The sequence below is a fragment of the Halopseudomonas yangmingensis genome (genome assembly GCF_900114825.1).
In the GTDB taxonomy this organism is placed as follows: domain Bacteria; phylum Pseudomonadota; class Gammaproteobacteria; order Pseudomonadales; family Pseudomonadaceae; genus Halopseudomonas; species Halopseudomonas yangmingensis.
The window spans coordinates 1-15,681 of the sequence record NZ_FOUI01000020.1 but is presented as its reverse complement, the minus strand read 5'-3'; the positions used below and the strand labels follow the sequence as shown (position 1 = coordinate 15,681).

15 protein-coding genes and 1 pseudogene are annotated in these 15,681 nt (G+C 56.7%); 9 read left to right on the top strand and 7 right to left on the bottom strand.

Annotated features, from left to right (window positions below; translation table 11 throughout):
- Positions 1-21: 21 nt before the first annotated feature.
- From BMZ23_RS13905 to BMZ23_RS13895, 3 genes are all read right to left on the bottom strand, one after another.
- Positions 22-357: a YegP family protein gene (locus tag BMZ23_RS13905; RefSeq protein WP_093478703.1), complete on the bottom strand. Its 336-nt coding sequence runs from the start codon at positions 355-357 to the stop codon at positions 22-24.
- A gap of 75 nt (positions 358-432) precedes the next feature.
- Complete coding sequence (locus tag BMZ23_RS13900) at positions 433-999, bottom strand: DUF937 domain-containing protein (protein WP_093478700.1); 567 nt, start codon at positions 997-999, stop codon at positions 433-435.
- Positions 1,000-1,010: 11 nt separating this feature from the next.
- Positions 1,011-1,400, bottom strand: coding sequence for a DUF3597 domain-containing protein (locus BMZ23_RS13895; RefSeq protein WP_093478698.1), 390 nt, complete (start codon positions 1,398-1,400; stop codon positions 1,011-1,013).
- A gap of 248 nt (positions 1,401-1,648) precedes the next feature.
- Here BMZ23_RS13895 and BMZ23_RS13890 point away from each other — a divergent pair, with 248 nt between their 5' ends.
- Both BMZ23_RS13890 and BMZ23_RS13885 read left to right on the top strand, forming a co-directional pair.
- The gene (locus tag BMZ23_RS13890) at positions 1,649-2,191 is read left to right on the top strand and encodes a chalcone isomerase family protein (protein ID WP_093478695.1); all 543 of its coding nucleotides are present in this window, start codon (positions 1,649-1,651) and stop codon (positions 2,189-2,191) included.
- Positions 2,192-2,202: 11 nt separating this feature from the next.
- Positions 2,203-2,736 carry a DUF3833 domain-containing protein gene (locus BMZ23_RS13885; protein ID WP_093478692.1) on the top strand — a complete coding sequence of 178 codons (534 nt, stop codon included), beginning with the start codon at positions 2,203-2,205 and terminating at the stop codon, positions 2,734-2,736.
- A gap of 22 nt (positions 2,737-2,758) precedes the next feature.
- Here BMZ23_RS13885 and BMZ23_RS13880 read toward each other — a convergent pair whose 3' ends face one another.
- Positions 2,759-2,971, bottom strand: coding sequence for a penicillin-binding protein (locus BMZ23_RS13880; protein ID WP_093478689.1), 213 nt, complete (start codon positions 2,969-2,971; stop codon positions 2,759-2,761).
- A 121-nt stretch (positions 2,972-3,092) separates the two neighbouring features.
- Between BMZ23_RS13880 and BMZ23_RS13875 the strand changes: the two genes are divergently transcribed.
- Complete coding sequence (locus tag BMZ23_RS13875; RefSeq protein ID WP_093478686.1) at positions 3,093-3,368, top strand: ORF6N domain-containing protein; 276 nt, start codon at positions 3,093-3,095, stop codon at positions 3,366-3,368.
- Positions 3,369-3,458: 90 nt separating this feature from the next.
- Here the strand turns inward: BMZ23_RS13875 and BMZ23_RS13870 are convergent, their stop codons facing one another.
- Both BMZ23_RS13870 and BMZ23_RS13865 read right to left on the bottom strand, forming a co-directional pair.
- Entirely contained in the window at positions 3,459-4,697 is a 1,239-nt protein-coding gene (locus BMZ23_RS13870) for a hypothetical protein (protein WP_093478683.1), read from the bottom strand.
- Between the two features lie 14 nt (positions 4,698-4,711).
- Complete coding sequence (locus BMZ23_RS13865; protein WP_218143612.1) at positions 4,712-5,152, bottom strand: hypothetical protein; 441 nt, start codon at positions 5,150-5,152, stop codon at positions 4,712-4,714.
- Between the two features lie 421 nt (positions 5,153-5,573).
- Here BMZ23_RS13865 and BMZ23_RS13860 point away from each other — a divergent pair, with 421 nt between their 5' ends.
- The 6 genes from BMZ23_RS13860 to BMZ23_RS13835 all read left to right on the top strand — a co-directional run bounded on the left by BMZ23_RS13860 (position 5,574) and on the right by BMZ23_RS13835 (position 15,276).
- Positions 5,574-5,825, top strand: a complete 252-nt coding sequence (locus BMZ23_RS13860; protein WP_093478680.1) for a helix-turn-helix domain-containing protein — start codon at positions 5,574-5,576, stop codon at positions 5,823-5,825.
- Between the two features lie 127 nt (positions 5,826-5,952).
- Positions 5,953-7,437, top strand: coding sequence for a sigma-54 interaction domain-containing protein (locus BMZ23_RS13855; protein WP_093478677.1), 1,485 nt, complete (start codon positions 5,953-5,955; stop codon positions 7,435-7,437).
- 48 nt (positions 7,438-7,485) lie between these two features.
- The gene (locus tag BMZ23_RS13850; RefSeq protein ID WP_093478674.1) at positions 7,486-10,863 is read left to right on the top strand and encodes a DEAD/DEAH box helicase family protein; all 3,378 of its coding nucleotides are present in this window, start codon (positions 7,486-7,488) and stop codon (positions 10,861-10,863) included.
- Positions 10,864-10,874: 11 nt separating this feature from the next.
- Positions 10,875-12,851 carry a DNA recombination protein RmuC gene (locus BMZ23_RS13845; RefSeq protein ID WP_093478671.1) on the top strand — a complete coding sequence of 659 codons (1,977 nt, stop codon included), beginning with the start codon at positions 10,875-10,877 and terminating at the stop codon, positions 12,849-12,851.
- Positions 12,851-14,455 (top strand): type I restriction-modification system subunit M, encoded by a 1,605-nt coding sequence (locus BMZ23_RS13840; RefSeq protein ID WP_093478668.1) that lies wholly within the window; start codon positions 12,851-12,853, stop codon positions 14,453-14,455. Before BMZ23_RS13845 ends, BMZ23_RS13840 begins: the two co-directional genes overlap by 1 nt.
- The gene (locus BMZ23_RS13835) at positions 14,452-15,276 is read left to right on the top strand and encodes a restriction endonuclease subunit S (RefSeq protein ID WP_143069603.1); all 825 of its coding nucleotides are present in this window, start codon (positions 14,452-14,454) and stop codon (positions 15,274-15,276) included. Before BMZ23_RS13840 ends, BMZ23_RS13835 begins: the two co-directional genes overlap by 4 nt.
- A gap of 3 nt (positions 15,277-15,279) precedes the next feature.
- Here the strand turns inward: BMZ23_RS13835 and BMZ23_RS13830 are convergent.
- A pseudogene (locus tag BMZ23_RS13830) lies at positions 15,280-15,609 on the bottom strand (integrase core domain-containing protein); the annotation flags it as partial.
- Positions 15,610-15,681: the final 72 nt, after the last annotated feature.

Genomic DNA, 15,681 nt, shown 5'->3' with positions numbered 1-15,681 from the left:
AGGGCAGTCTGCTGCTGCGCCTCAGTCCTCTACTTCGACGACCTTGGCTTCCGGCGCATGGTTTTTCACTGACTCGATGCCCTTGTCGCGGGAAGCTTCCGACTCGTAGGACTGGCTGGTACCAATCACCTGGTGGTTAGCTGCCTTGAGGTTGAACATGAATTTGCCGCTGGCGGTCTCCTTGCGTTCATAGCGGGCATCATCGGCAGCGTTTTTCTTTACCGACTCAACGCCGTTCATGCAGCCTGCACGATCCTTGTAGCCTTCGCTGCCAAGAATGTTCTGGCCATTGCCTGCCTTCAGTCGGAAGCGGAACTCGCCGGCCTTGTCCTTGTAGACTTCAAATTTGCCTGACATCGCGATACTCCTGTTTGATCCCCTGTGGGGCGTTTTCTGCATGGGCTGTTTGCCCTGGAATGCTACATCTTTGCCTCAACTTCTGGACTTGCCCGCCAAGCGCAGGATGTCATCCAGAGGGTTGCCGTCGCCATTCAGATCAAGCATTGACAGCAGGCTTGATGACTCCTGTCGATTGCCGCCGAGCATGCCTCCCAGCAGTCCACCGAGTCCGCCACTCTGAGGCGGTGCCGAAGTGGCGCCTTGCTTGCTCATAAAGCCGGTAACCAGCATAGCCAGCATCGGCAACATCTGTTTCAACAGCGTCGGGTCCAGCCCGGAGCGTGCTGCTGCATCCTGGGCAACTGTCCGGCTGACATCCTTGGAGCCAAAAATCTGGCCGAGAATGTTGTTACCCTGGCTGGTATCTGTGGGTTGGCTGCCCAGCACTTGATCGAGTAGCCCGCTGCCACCCAGTTGTCCAAGCAGACCGCCCAGTCCACCCAGACCTGAAGACTGGCTCTGCGCCTGCTTTTTCATGCCGCCAAGAATTGCCGGCAACAGGGTCTCGGCTCCTTTCAGGGCATCGCTCTCGCTTACCCCAAGCTCTTTCGCCACAGACTGAATGCCGCCCATCTGGGTCAGAAGGTCAGTGATCTGCATTGTGTTGTTTCCTAGTCAAGAAGGTCGGCTGGAACATTGCCACCGTTCGCAGCGATGCGCGCCAGCACGGTTTTGTGCAGCCACATATTCATTTGTGCCGAGTCGGTCATCAGTTCAGCCGGGCAGCCCAGTTCTGTCGCCAGTTCCTTGCGAGCACCCAGGCTACTGTCAATATCCAGCAGTTTGAGCAGGTCGACAATCGACGTGCGCCAGTTCAGTTTTTGCGGATTGCTTGCGGCTTTTTGTTCAAGCTGGGCAACCACATCCACCAGAGCAATGGCCGCTGGTGCAGCAGGCGTAGTGATCGCCTCAGGTTTTGGGTCAGTCGCTACTGTTTGGGTTGGTGCGGCTTCGGCGCTGCCGATGCCCAGTTTTGCCAGAATCTTGTTGAAAAATGACATGGTCTACTCCTTGTTGTCTGCGCCTGCCCGCGCTGACGCGGCCAGTCAGGGTTGCCTTAAAACCATGACATATATTGATATGAATTTGTGGAGTTATTTTTTCGTCGGTTCTTGTACAAGAATTACTGGCTATTCATGGGCATGCAGGCGCCTTGCTTTGTCGGGCTGCCAGGCCTGAGGCAATGTTTGTATTGAATGTTGTGATGTGCGAATGTACAAGATAAGTACACTTATTGTGGAGCCATGTAATGCAAGCCATCATCCGTCATTGCCAGATGCGCGCAGTGTCCGTTGTGTTTCTGCTGGCGCTATTATGTCTGGGCAAGGCCCAGGCCGACTGGAAGGCCAGTCTGCCCGAGGTCGAGGTGATCGGTCAGGGCAGTTTCAGCTGGTTTGGCCTGCCAATCTACTCAGCACGGCTGTGGGCCTCTGAGCCCGATCAGCTGTTCGAGCAACCCTTCGCCCTTGAATTGACCTATGCCCGCGAGATCAGCCGCGAGCGGCTGGTCAGCACCAGCGTCGACGAGATTCGCCGGGTGCAGGGTCGCCGCGTTGCCGACGACCACCTGCAGCGCTGGGCCGCCGAGATGCGCCAGGCCTTCGTTGATGTGAGCCCCGGCAAGCAGATCATTGGCGTACACCTGCCGGGTGCCGGCAGTCGCTTCTATGTCGATGGCCAGCTGCAGCATGTGGTCGCCGACGAGGCGTTTTCCCGGGCGTTTTTCTCCATCTGGCTTGACCCGAAAACCCGCAGCCCGGCCCTGCGCCAGGCCCTGCTCGGCCTTGACTGAGGACGTTACCGATGCAATCGATCAAAGCGCTGTTGTTGCTGCTATTCAGCTGCCTGCTGCTGGCCGGCTGCGCCAGCGTCAGTGTCGAGGACTATGCCGATGAGCAACCGGAACTGGATCTGCTGGAGTATTTCTCCGGCCCGGTCGAGGCCTGGGGCATGTTCCAGAACCGCTCCGGCAAGGTGGTTACGCGCTTCCACGTGCAGATCGACAGCAGGCGCGAGGGTGACAGGCTGATCCTCGACGAGCACTTCAGTTACAGCGACGGCACCACGCAACGCCGCGTCTGGACCCTGACCCCGGATGGCCCCAAGGGCTGGCGCGGCACGGCGGAGGATGTGGTGGGCGAAGCCAGCGGCCAGCTGGCCGGCAATGCCTTTCGCTGGCGCTACACCCTGAGCCTGCCGGTGGATGGGCGGGTGTGGGAGGTGCACTTCGATGACTGGATGTACCTGATGGATGAGGATACCCTGATCAATCGTGCCAGCATGCGCAAGTTCGGCATCGAGTGGGGTCAGGTGACGCTGTTCTTCCGCCGGCAGTAATCTTCAGCCCGGACGCTTGCCCTCAGTAGCAGGAGTTTGGCGAGCTGTCGGGGTTGATCTCCCCGGCGACCTCATCCGGGTCTATGCCGTGGTCGAGCAGCACTTCGCGCACAAAGTTGATCTGCTCCAGTATCCTGCCGGCATCCTCGCCGTATTCGAAACGGGTCACTTCCAGTGGCTGCGGCATAAAGGTGAAGGCAATTTTCAGGGCGGTCAGGGTGTCCTGGTCAGACATGGTGCATCCCCATGGGCTGGCGTGGTCGAGGGCTGGCGGATCGCTGCCAGTGGTTAGTGCTAACCTAGCACCGGATCAGTCGGCAAGGCGACTGCGCGGCGTAACGGGATATCACAACGGCATGCAACCCATTGATTATCAGGGCATGGAAACCCTCAGTTTCCGACAGATAGACAGCCTCAACGGTCTGGCGAAAGGCACGGCGTTTCGCCTGTTCAAACGCTGCGAGAGCGCCCTGGTGGAAGGGCGGGACTATTTCTACCTGCCGGAGTCGGCGCACGCGGCCTTTATCCAGACGCTCAAGGATCAGGGCAGCATTTACCAGACTACCCGCCATCTGGTGCTGTTGACCCGTGCGGGGTATCAGCGCATGCAGGGTATGAATGTGTGTGGTTGAAGGTTGGTTCGACAGGATGCCTGTTGAGGAGGATGCTATCCCGTTGATAAGAACATTTCTGAGTGTCTTCATCGGCTGTAACAGGCGTGATCATGTCCCATGCACGTCTGTCAGCTTATCGGCATGCATAAACCACGCTACATAAAAGGGGTCATCGTTGATCGCTGAATACACTACCCCTACATCCCTCATGTTCTGGCAGTAAGCCTGTACCAAGCGAAGCAGCGTTTTGCCCAGCATTGCGTGTTTTCGGTATAGCGTATCGGCGTTGATCTGCAGTCCGTAGCCTGAAAGCCTGTTTTTAACGAGCGCAGTGATAGTGTTTTCGTTGGTCACCGCATTAAAGATTGCAGGTACCCGTGCATGTTCTTCTCGCTGCGCTTTTTTCCGTTCTTCTGCAAGCTGGGTCTCTACCATCACGGCACCTAAAATGCCGAGCCAGCTTCCCAGTGTCCCTGGGTGCATGCGAAGTCTTGCCTTGTGCTTGGCCCAGTTCTCAAAAAACTGCTGCACCCTGCTTGGCTCAGCGGGGCATTGGCCGCTGATCATCGGTACCCTGTTTCGCAAGCTCGGCAGGGTGCTCGCTTCATTGAAGGTTTTCTGTACATAAAGAAGACTTCCAATTGTCGCTTCACTCAGTTCAAGCTCCGGGTGTCCGAGCACGGCACTGGCAGGGCTGGCCTGGCGTGCCTGTACCATCAGGAAGTGTCTGATCATCTCCAGATCGCAGATCAGAGCAATTCTCACCAGAAATCGAGCATCGAAGTCGGTATTTATTCGATCAGGGCTGTTCTTGGTTACCGGCAGTACCCTGTTGGCTATCAGCCAGCAATAGCTTTTTACGGATGCCTCTCGAAACTCGGCCACAAAGCACCGCATGGCCAGGTCTTGTCTGACCACCGCGGAGTAGCCGACGAACCTTGCCCTGAGGCTTTCTGCGATCTCCAAGGCGAAGCTGGCATCAAAACCGCTAGTGCTTTGGACGCAGGCCAGCATGGTAGCCATCTGAAGCGTACGAATGTGCTCTTTGGCCGCATCAATTTGCTCTTGCGGCATGTCTGGTCGCGGCACATTTACAGGAAAGGCCTGTCGGCATTCATCTAGGGTGTTGGTCAGCATGAGGCCCAAAAAGATGTAGGCAAGATGCTTGATGAGTTCTGCCTGTCTCCCTTCATATCGGCTTTCGGCCAGATGGGTAACCCGGCCAATGATAGTGCGCAGCTGGCGTTGCTCCCTTGAGGTCATCGCCCCGAAACACACCAGCTCGTTGAACGCGACCTGATCCAGCAGATCCAGGCCGGCCTTCTGTGCATTGCTGACTCTTCCCATGCCACATTCCCTCTTTATTTCTGTATGCGTGACACACCCACCGCAGCGCCGGTGCTGACTGAAGCCCCCAGGGTCGCACCTGACACGGTCACTACCGTGGCACCTGCCGCCATTCCACCACCCCCTGCAGCCAGTGACCCTCCCCCCAGCGCTGCCAGTGAAGCCTTGACCAGGGCCGCGCCCTTGAGGGTGCTTATGGCTGTTCCGGAGGCTGTTGCGCCCAAGAGCCCGGTGCTGCCAATGGTTGCGGCAATTGGGCCGGCAAATGCGGCGGCAGCTCCGCCAGTGGCAATAGTTGCGGCGCATACAAGGGCTATCTTGCCGGGATTTTCCTTCACGGTATGTAAGGTCGAGCGACCCAGAGTGACAGCTTTTGCAGCCGTATTCGAGGCAATAGAACCGACGGCGTCAATGGTATTGCCAGCAAAGTCAAAGGCGGAATCGAGGAATGTCATGTGCAGCTCCAAGTATGATCAGTGTAGGTTTCGATAAACCACGGGCTGATTATCTGGAGCAGCTATCCTGCGTGCTATTGCGAAATATGGCGTACCTTTTTCTACACTGAATCTCCCGCCAACATCTGTCAGGGCTGTCTTGCTACTCGAGCAGAGCCTGCTGTTGCGCCAGCACCTCTTGCGCGGTCATTTCGATGAAGTCGAAAACTTCCGTTGGGACGGAATAACGGTACTGCTTACGCCGGTTTTGCGAAACAACGCCATCGTTCGACAGACTGTACTCATGGGTGTTCTCCTTGGGCTTCATATGTAGCCAAATGACTACATGTGTATATCTATAGCTGCATATGGCGAAGCGTGCAAGCTTTTTTTGTAGCGGATTGCTAACATTTGAAAATTACTGGTAACGGATGTAGCCGATATGCTTCGTTTCAAGATCAAAGAAATGATCGCCCGCAAGGAGTTCGAGGAGGGGCGGCGCATCAGCATTGCTGAAGTTGCAGAGGGTGTTGGCATCCATCGGGTGACCTTGTCGAAGATGGTCAACCGGCGGGGGTTCAGCACCAGTACCGAGCACATTGATGGGCTGTGCCGCTACTTTGATTGCAAGGTGGGTGACCTTGTGGAGTACGTCCCTGATGAACTTGTCAGGGATCTTGACGAGCAGGGCTGAAGCAACAGATTTCCATAGACGCCGCCTTGTGATTATTGGGGTTTTCTGGGTTCTGGTTAACTGAACAACGGGTCGTTCAACGGGCTTGTTTGGCTAGCTCACACGAATGACTGTTTTGGGGGCAGGGATGGGGAAAAAGCAGTTGCCGGTACTGGTGAGCTGGATTGGCGGGAATGACCTCAAGGCGCTGGCTGGTGGCCTGCCTGGTCCGGTGCTTTCTACATTGCGTGCTGACAGCTTTGCCAGGGCTGAACTGCTTTGCTCCTATCCGTCAGACCAGTTGGATAGCTACCGCGCCTGGCTGGCGGAGAATACCGAAACGCCGCTGAATGTTTACCACGAACCCCTGAGCTCACCGGTCAACTTTGCCGAGATTTATCAGGCTGCAGAGCGTCATTTGCGCAGGCTGCAGAGCAGCGGTGAGCCATTGGCCATTTTGCTCAGTCCGGGTACGCCGGCGATGCAGGCGGTATGGATTCTGCTGGGCAAGACGCGCTACCCCGCCACCTATTACCAGTCGTCGCTGGAACAGGGCGTTCAACAGGTCGACATACCCTTTGAGATCGCTGCCGAGTATGTGCCGGCCGCCGCAGAGATCAGTACCAGCAGTCTTAACAACATGGTCATACAGGCTGCTCCGGTAAACGCGGCCTTCGACAACATCATCACGCGCAATAAATCCATGCTGTGGCTCAAGCAACAGGCCGAAGTGCTGGCGCACAAGCTGGTGCCCGTACTGATCTATGGTGAAACCGGTACCGGCAAGGAGCTGTTCGCCAGGGCTATCCACAATGCCGGTCCGCGTGCGGCCAAGCCCTTTATCGCGGTGAACTGCGGTGCAATACCCTCCGAGCTGATCGACTCGGCCCTGTTTGGCCATAAAAAGGGTGCCTTTACCGGCGCCATTGCAGACCGGCTAGGTGTGTTTCAACAGGCGGATGGCGGCACCCTTTTCCTTGATGAGTTTGGTGAGCTGACGGCGGATGTTCAGGTCCGGCTACTGAGAGTGTTGCAGGAAGGTGTATGCACACCTGTGGGTGCGTCGGTAGAGCAGCGGGTGGATGTGCGACTGATTGCTGCAACCCATCGCAATCTGATGCTTGATGTTGCCGAAGGACGTTTTCGTGAGGATTTATTTTACCGGGTTGCGGTAGGGGTGCTGCATCTGCTGCCTCTGCGAGAACGGGAGGGTGACTTGCTGCTGCTGTGCGAGGCGCTGCTGGATGTAATCGGCAGGCAGGATGCTGCTCTGGCCGGTAAGAAAATTTCTGCCGAAGCAAAGAAACTTGTGCTTCAGCACTCCTGGCCAGGCAATGTCCGTGAGTTGCAGGCGACGCTTTTACGGGCTGCGCTTTGGTGCCAAGGTGATACTATCGAGCATCAGGACATGACCGGCGCCGTGTTTGCTATGCCTGCCAGAGGAGATCGTAAGGTTCAGGTGGATGTTGCGCAAGGTGTTGATATACAAGTGTTACTTTCCGAATTTGTGCGCCCTTACCTAGAGCAGGCACTGCAGCAGACAGCAGGTAACAAGACCCGGGCAGCCAAATTACTGGGTCTGAAAAGCCAGCAAACGCTGACTAACTGGATGGAGAAGTACGGCATTGAATAGTGTTGGCACGATCTTCGCTATTCAACCAGCATGGACACAATAGCCTTTATGACATCAGTGAATTTTGAATTTCTGCGCCCCGGCAATGAAGTGCTGGCCAATCTTGGCGGGCTGGCCGAAGCGGTACTGCATGTCGACCCCGGCAGCGCGTTGACCCGGTTGCGCAGCTTTGCCGAAGAGCTGACCAAAACCATCTACAAGGAAGAGACGCTTCCACGTCTGCCCCAGGCCAGCTTTTACGATCTAGTGAAAAGTCCGGTATTTGCCGACTGCGTGAGCAAATCGCTGATCCATCAGATCAATTTTTTGCGTATCCAGGGCAATGACGCCGCCCATGGTGCGGAAGGCGACCTGCGCAATGCCCAGTTGGCATTGAAGACAGCGCACCAGCTGGCCATGTATATGGCCGTCAAATACTACGGTGTGCAGCACGACACCATTCCCGAGTTTGTTGAGGTTGCCGACCCCACGGCGGCCATCAAGGGGTTGCAGCAGTCGGTATCCGCTTACGAAAAAGAACTGAACCAAAAGCAGGAAGCCCTGCAGCAGGTGATTGCCGAGCTGGAACAGCAGCGTACGCGCAATATCGAAATGCTCGAGCCACCGGCCCGCCCCGATCAGCAGAAACGCCAGCGCGAGAGCCAGCAGGTAGCAGACAGCCTGCAGTGGAATGAAGCCAAGACTCGCACCCTGCTGATTGATGCCATGCTGCTTCAGGCCGGCTGGGATGTGGCTAACCCTACGCAGGTAGGGCACGAAGTCGAGGTGGATTTCCCGGACAACCCCTCTGGCAAAGGCCGCGCCGACTATGTGCTGTGGGGCGATAATGGCCAGCCACTGGCCGTTATCGAAGCCAAGAAATCTGGCAACGTGAGCCTGCAGGCCGGGCGTGAACAGGCGCGCATGTATGCCGATGGTTTTGAACGCATGGGCATGCAGCGGCCGGTAATTTTCTACAGCAACGGCTATGAAACCTTCATCTGGGACGATACCCAGTACAACACCTATCGCCCGGTGTATGGCTTCTACAGCAAGGACAGCCTGGAATACCTGATTTACCAGCGCCAATATCGGGTCAAGGCGCTGGAAAAGCACAACCCGCAGTTGAGCATTGCCGACCGGCCTTACCAGATCGAAGCAATCAAGACTGTCGCCGCGCACTTTCAGAGCCAGCGGCGCAAGGCGCTGATCATTCAGGCCACCGGTACCGGCAAGACCCGTGTTGCCATCGCCCTGGCGGAATTACTGCTGCGTACCGGCTGGGCCAAGCGCGTGCTGTTTCTCTGTGATCGCAAGGAACTGCGTGTGCAAGCCGATGATGCCTTCAAGCAGAATCTGCCCAGCGAGCCGCGCTGTGTGATCGGCGAAAGCGGTAAGGTGGATCAGACCGCGCGTATCTTCATTGCCACCTATCCGGGCATGATGAATCGCTTTGCCCAGCTGGATGTTGGCTTTTTCGACCTGATCATCGCCGACGAAAGCCATCGCAGCATCTACAACAAGTACCGCGACCTGTTTGATTACTTCGATGCCATGCAGGTGGGGCTTACCGCGACGCCGGTCAAATTCATCAGTCGCAACACCTTCGACATGTTCGATTGTGAAACCACCGACCCGACCTTTGAATTCGGGCTGGATGCGGCCATCAACAACGAGCCACCCTATCTGGTGCCCTTCCGGGTCAAGGACCTGACCACCGATTTTCTGCGTGACGGGATTCACTACAATCAGCTCACAGAGGCGCAGCAACGCCAGCTGGAAGAGGACCTGGGCGAGGAAGAGGCCCGACAGACCACCATCGCCGGCAAGGACATCGGTCGCAAGATCTTCAGTGAAGACACCGACCGTATCATCCTGGAAAACCTGATCAACAATGGCATCAAGGATGAAACCGGCTCCCTGGTGGGCAAGACCATCGTCTTTGCCCAGCGTCAGGATCATGCCGAGCATCTGGAAAAGCTCTTCTGCAAGCTGTATCCGCAATATGGCAGCAAGGTCTGCAAGGTGATCCACAACGCCATTCCGCATGTGGATACCCTGATCAAGGAATTCAAGAAACCGGACAACGACTTCCGTATCGCCATCTCGGTGGACATGCTCGATACCGGCATCGATGTGCCCGAAGTGGTCAATCTGGTCTTTGCCAAACCCGTGAAGAGCTGGGTCAAGTTCTGGCAGATGATCGGCCGGGGTACCCGCCTGCGTCCCAATCTGTTTGGGCCTGGCAGGCACAAGAGCGAATTCCTCATTTTCGATCACTACGGCAACTTCGATTATTTCGAGCAGGAGTATCAGGAGCCGGAGGACACCGGCAGCAAATCGCTGCTGCAGACCACCTTCGAAGCGCGCCTGCAACTGGCGCAGGCCGCGCTCAAGGCCAACCGCGCTGATGCCTTTGATGTGGCCGTCGAGTTGCTGCAGGCAGACATCAATGACCTGCCGGACACCAGTGTGGCGGTCAAGCGCGAGCTGCGGGTGGTGCACCAGCTGCAACAAACTCCGATGCTCAAGACACTCGACAGCAAAACCCAACACCTGTTGAGCAATACCATTGCCCCGCTGATGTCCGCCCGGGTGTTGCGTGACAAGCACGCGACGGCCTTCGACAAGCTGATCGCCGGTATTCAGTGCTGTCTGGTAGTGCAGGCCAGTTGCTTCGAGGACGGAAAGACCGAACTGCTGGCCGAGCTGGATAGGCTCGCAGTGAACATCAATGCCGTGCGCCAGAAGGATGCAGTGATTGCCGAAGTACGCAGTGCTGCGTTCTGGCAGCAGCCGAGCATTGCCAAGCTGGAGCATGCCCGCAAGGAGTTGCGCAGCATCATGAAATACCGCCAGAGCGGCACGGGCCCCGGCTACGACATCGGCAGCACGCGCACCCGTGATGGCAACATCCAGAACAATGAGCGTCAGGTGTATATCGCTGGCGCCAACGAAGCCATGATCTACCGCCGTCGGCTCAAGGACATCCTTGACGCCATGCTGGCCGCCAATCCAACCCTGCAGAAAATCCGCCAGGGCGAGCCGATTGCCGAGCCGGAGCTGAAAACCCTGACCTCGACCATCCTCACCAGCCACCCGGGCGTCAGTCTGGAAGTGCTCAACGAGTTCTACGGGCGCACTGCCGATCAGCTGCACCTGACCGTGCGCGAGATTATCGGGCTTGACCCAGAGGCCATCGAAGAGCACTTCAAGCGCTTCCTGCACAACCACCCGACGCTGACTGCCCAGCAGGTGCGCTTTATGAACCTGCTGAAAAACTACATCGCCCAGCACGGCAGCATCGTCGTCGACAAACTCTACGAGCCTCCCTTCGACAGCATTTCCCACGAGGGTATTGACGGGGTGTTTACCCCGGATGATGTGGGCGAGTTGATTACTGTGCTCAAGCCCTTTCTGCGCAGTGATAACCCGCTGGCTAACTAACAGGAGTGACTATGCAAGCCAGTCAGTGGACTACTGAGATTATTGTGATTTGTGGATTGGCAGCTCTAGCCTGTCTGTTGATCGGCTATTGTATTGCCGCTCTCCGGCAAGGTCGGCAACTCAGCCAGCTTTCCGCTCAGTCCGAGCAGAACGCACAGGCACATGCCAGCGCCGTCGCTGCCAGTGCAGCGCTTACCGAGCAGCTCAAGGTTGTCGAGGGGCGTTTCCATGAGCTACAAGTCGCCGAGGGCTCGCTCAAGGCCCAGTTGCAGGCTGCCCAGGATAATGCACACCGTCTCCAGCTTGAGCACCAGGAAACTAGGGAAGCCACCAAGGCCCTGCAAAGTCAGCGTGACGCCCTGAGGGATGAGCTGGCTGAAATGGACTCCCGAGCACAGGTCGCCTCCACCGGTGAGCGTGAAGCGCGGGAGCAACTCGCCGACACCCGCCAGAAGCTGGCCACGCAGACAGAGCAACTCAAGGAATTGCAGGAGCGTTTTCAGCGGACCAGTAACCAGCATGCCGAGCTGCAGACGGCCTTGAAAAAATCCGATGAAAACATCACCGATTTGCGCAAGCGACTGGAGGCTGCGCAGACTCAGCACGCCCAGCTGCAGAGCGCCAATAACCAGCTAAAGGATGAGCTGTCGAGGGAGAGTCAGCGCAACAAGGGGCTTGAAGTCTCCGAGCGCGAAGTGCGTGAACAACTGCAGCAACTCAAATCTGACCAGCAGCGTGGGCAGGAGCGGTTTGACGTACTGCAGAACCGGTTTACCGCACTGAACAGCGACTACACCAAACTCAAAACCGAGCTGGATGAGCGGGAAGCCAGCCATGCCCGTGAACTGGCCAACTTCGAGCAACAGAAAGCCAGCCTCAGTGAGCAGTTCAAGGTACTGTCCAACGAGATACTGGAAGCCAAGACCCTGGCCTTGCAGGAGAGCAGCAAGAGCAGCCTGAGCTCGGTCATGGCACCCTTCCAGCAATCCATCGACACCTTCAAGCGTGAAGTGCAGGAAATCCATCATCGCGAAACTACCCAGCAGGGTGAGTTGCGCAAGGAGCTGGAGCAGCTCAAGGCGCTCAACCAGCAGATCACCACCGAGGCCCACGAGCTCTCCACCGCGCTGCGTGGTCAGAAAAAGCTGCAAGGCAACTGGGGCGAGCTGGTGCTGGAAAACGTACTTGAACGCTCCGGCCTGCAACTGGGTAAGGACTACCAGCGCGAAGTCAGCATCACCACCGAAGACGGCCGGCAACGTCCGGATGCCGTGGTCTATCTGCCCCAGAAAAAACACCTGATCATCGACGCCAAGGTCTCGCTGAATGCCTATACCCGCTTCGTCAATGCCGAAGACGAAGCTGAGCGTGTGATTGCTCTCAAGGAGCACGTGCAGGCTGTCAGCAGCCGCATCAAAGAGTTGGCCGACCGTGATTACTACAAGCTGCCAGGTCTGAACTCCCCGGACATGGTCTTTATGTTCATCCCCATCGAGTCGGCCTTCGTCGAGGCACTTAAGGCCGATGAAACCCTGTTCCAGAAAGCTATCGAGAACAATGTGCTGGTGGCCACGCCAACCACGCTGCTGACCAGCCTTAACATCGTCCGCCAACTCTGGCGTTACGAAGACCAGAACAAGCACACTGCGGCCTTGGCCAGCCGTGCAGAGGCTGTGTTCAAAAAGCTCAACACTTTCTTGGGCAGCTTCGAGAAAATCAAAAAAGGCCTGGAAAACGCCACCGAAGCCTACGTTAAAGCCGAGGGCCAACTGGTTAGCGGCAAGGGCAACCTGGTCAAGCAGGTGGGCGAATTCAAGAACCTGGCACCCGCTATCAAGGCTCAGCTACCGGCGTACTTCGTCGATAAGGCTGCACTGGAAATCGACTTTATCCCTGCCGAGCACAACCTCACCGCGCTGATCGAACGCGCCGACGATGAAGACTTGCTGGCAGAAACTGACACTAAAACTGGATACGAGACTGATTAATGCTTACCGGCAAAATCCGCAACGACATCGATAAACTCTGGGAAAAGTTCTGGACCGGCGGCATCACCAACCCGCTGACCGTGATCGAACAGATCAGCTACCTGATGTTCGCCCGCATGCTCGACATGCAGGAAGACGTGGCCGAGCGTAAGGCCAACCGCACCGGCAAGGCCTTCGACCGGCTGTTCCCCAATACCCCGGAAGGCCAACTGCTGCGCTGGAAGAACTTCCGCAACATGAGCGGCAAGGAGCTGCACAGCCACCTCAAGCAGAAGGTTTATCCGTATTTTGCCCGCCTCGGCAAACAATCCGATCAGGCCGACGGTCTGGGGGACGATGGCAGCGCACTGCAAGCACTTGGGCATATCGGCGAATACATGCAGGACGCCGACCTGGAGATCAAGAACGAGTCGGTGCTCACCTCCGCTGTGGAAATGGTCAACGACCTGCCGCTGACCCAGAGCGACGTAAAGGGTGATATCTACGAGTACCTGCTGAGCAAGCTCACCACCGCCGGCATCAACGGCCAGTTTCGCACGCCGCGCCACATCATCGACGCGATGATAGAGCTGGTTGCCCCGCAGCCCACCGACATCATCTGTGACCCGTCCTGCGGCACCGCCGGCTTCCTCGCCCGCACCATGGAATACCTTAACCGCGAGCACTCCAGCGAAGCCGGCATCTTTACCGATGAAGACGGCAACAAACATTACACCGGCGACCTGCTGGAGCCTTACCGCGAGCACATCAACCGCAGCATGTTCTGGGGCTTCGACTTCGATACCACCATGCTGCGCGTCTCCAGCATGAACATGATGCTGCACGGCGTGCATGGCGCCAACATCCTGTACCAGGACTCCCTGAGCAAATCGATCAAGGAGCACTACCCCGAGCAGGAAGAAAACTTTTTCGATGTGGTGCTGGCCAACCCGCCATTCAAAGGCAGCCTGGATGAAAGCAACACCAACCCCGACGTGCTCGGTCTGGTGAAAACCAAGAAGACCGAGCTGCTGTTCGTCGCCCATATCCTCCGCTCACTCAAGCTCGGTGGCCGCGCCGCGGTGATCGTGCCGGACGGCGTGTTGTTCGGCTCGTCCAAGGCGCACCAGCAGCTGCGCCAGGAGCTACTCGACAACAACCAGTTGGAAGGCATCGTCAGCCTGCCCAGCGGCGTGTTCAAACCCTACGCCGGCGTCAGCACCGCCATCCTGATTTTCACCAAGGGCGGTACCTCCGAGCGTGTGTGGTTCTATGACCTGCAGGCCGACGGCTACTCGCTGGATGACAAGCGCGCCGAGCTGAAAGGCGAGGGCAGCAACGACCTGCCCGATGCCATTGCCCAGTGGCACAAATACCGGCAGATGGTCGAGAGCAACATCAGCGCCAGCACCATCAACACCCTGTTCGGAGACAAGCGCAAAAAGGCTTTTGTCGTACCGGCCGAGGATATCACCACCAACAAGTACGACCTCTCCATCAACCGCTACAAGGAAGTGGAGTACCAGCAGGAGCAGTACGAAGACCCGAAGGTGATACTGCAACGGCTCAAAGGTCTGGAGCAGGAGATTCTGGCGGATCTGGATGAACTGGAGGGGATGCTGTGAAGAATGTCCCTCTCGGTGATATTGCTACATTGGTCCGTGGGGTTAGCTTTTCCAAAGAGGAAGGGAGCCTTCTTCCTCTAGAGGGGCATTTACCTGTTATCAGAGCTGGAAGTATTCAGGAGTCACTATTGCTCCGTGAGGGGCAAATCTGGGTGCCAGCTGACAAGATAAAGAGCAGTCAGAAGATTCGAATTGATGACATTGTGATGTGTACTTCTTCTGGAAGTTCTGATCTGGTTGGCAAGTGTGCACGGTCAACGGAAGATTTTGATGGGTCTTTTGGCGCCTTTTGTGCTGGGATAAGAGCTGATCAGGAAAAAGCATCACCTTCATATCTGTATCACTTCTTATGCTCTCCAGTATTTAAGAATTGGACTAGTGCTTCTTCTGGTGCGAATATTAAAAATATAAGAGTTTCTGAGCTGGCCGAATTCCAAGTCCCTCTCCCATCCCTGCCCGAACAAAAGCGCATCGCCGCCATCCTCGACAAGGCTGACGCCATCCGCCGCAAACGCCAGCAAGCCATCCAGCTCGCCGACGACTTCCTCCGCGCCGTATTTCTGGACATGTTCGGCGACCCGGTGACCAATCCGAAGGGGTGGGATCTGTTGCCGTTTTCAGCGGTCGGCACTCTAGATAGAGGTAAATCAAGGCACAGGCCGAGAAATGATCCAGCTCTTTTGGGAGGTATTCATCCGCTAATCCAAACCAGCGAGGTGGCGAACTCTCGGGGGTATATCAAAGAGCACTCCGCAACATACTCCGATCTTGGCTTGGCGCAGAGCAAGAAATGGGATGCCGGCACGCTATGCATAATGTAGTGGTCAACTGATTCCGGACATGGATTTAAGTTTTTCTTCCGCCAGCACCGGAGCGATTCCACCATTGAAGGCATGTGGCCGCTCAGTGTTGTAATACCCCATCAAATAGCTGCTGATATCCTTCCTGGCTGCCGCCAGACTTTGATAGCCCATCGCCGGCACCCACTCTGTTTTCAGACTCCGGAACAGGCGCTCCATTGGCGCGTTGTCCCAGCAATTGCCTCGGCGACTCATGCTCTGCACCATGCGGTAGCGCCAAAGCCTTTGCCGGAACTTGCGGCTGACATACTGAGACCCCTGATCAGAATGGAAGTAAGCGCCTCTAAATCGACCCACTTGCCCTTAATCGAACTGGGCCACTTTTTTCACAACAGGCTCCAGTGCCGTATTCCATGGCAGCAACTG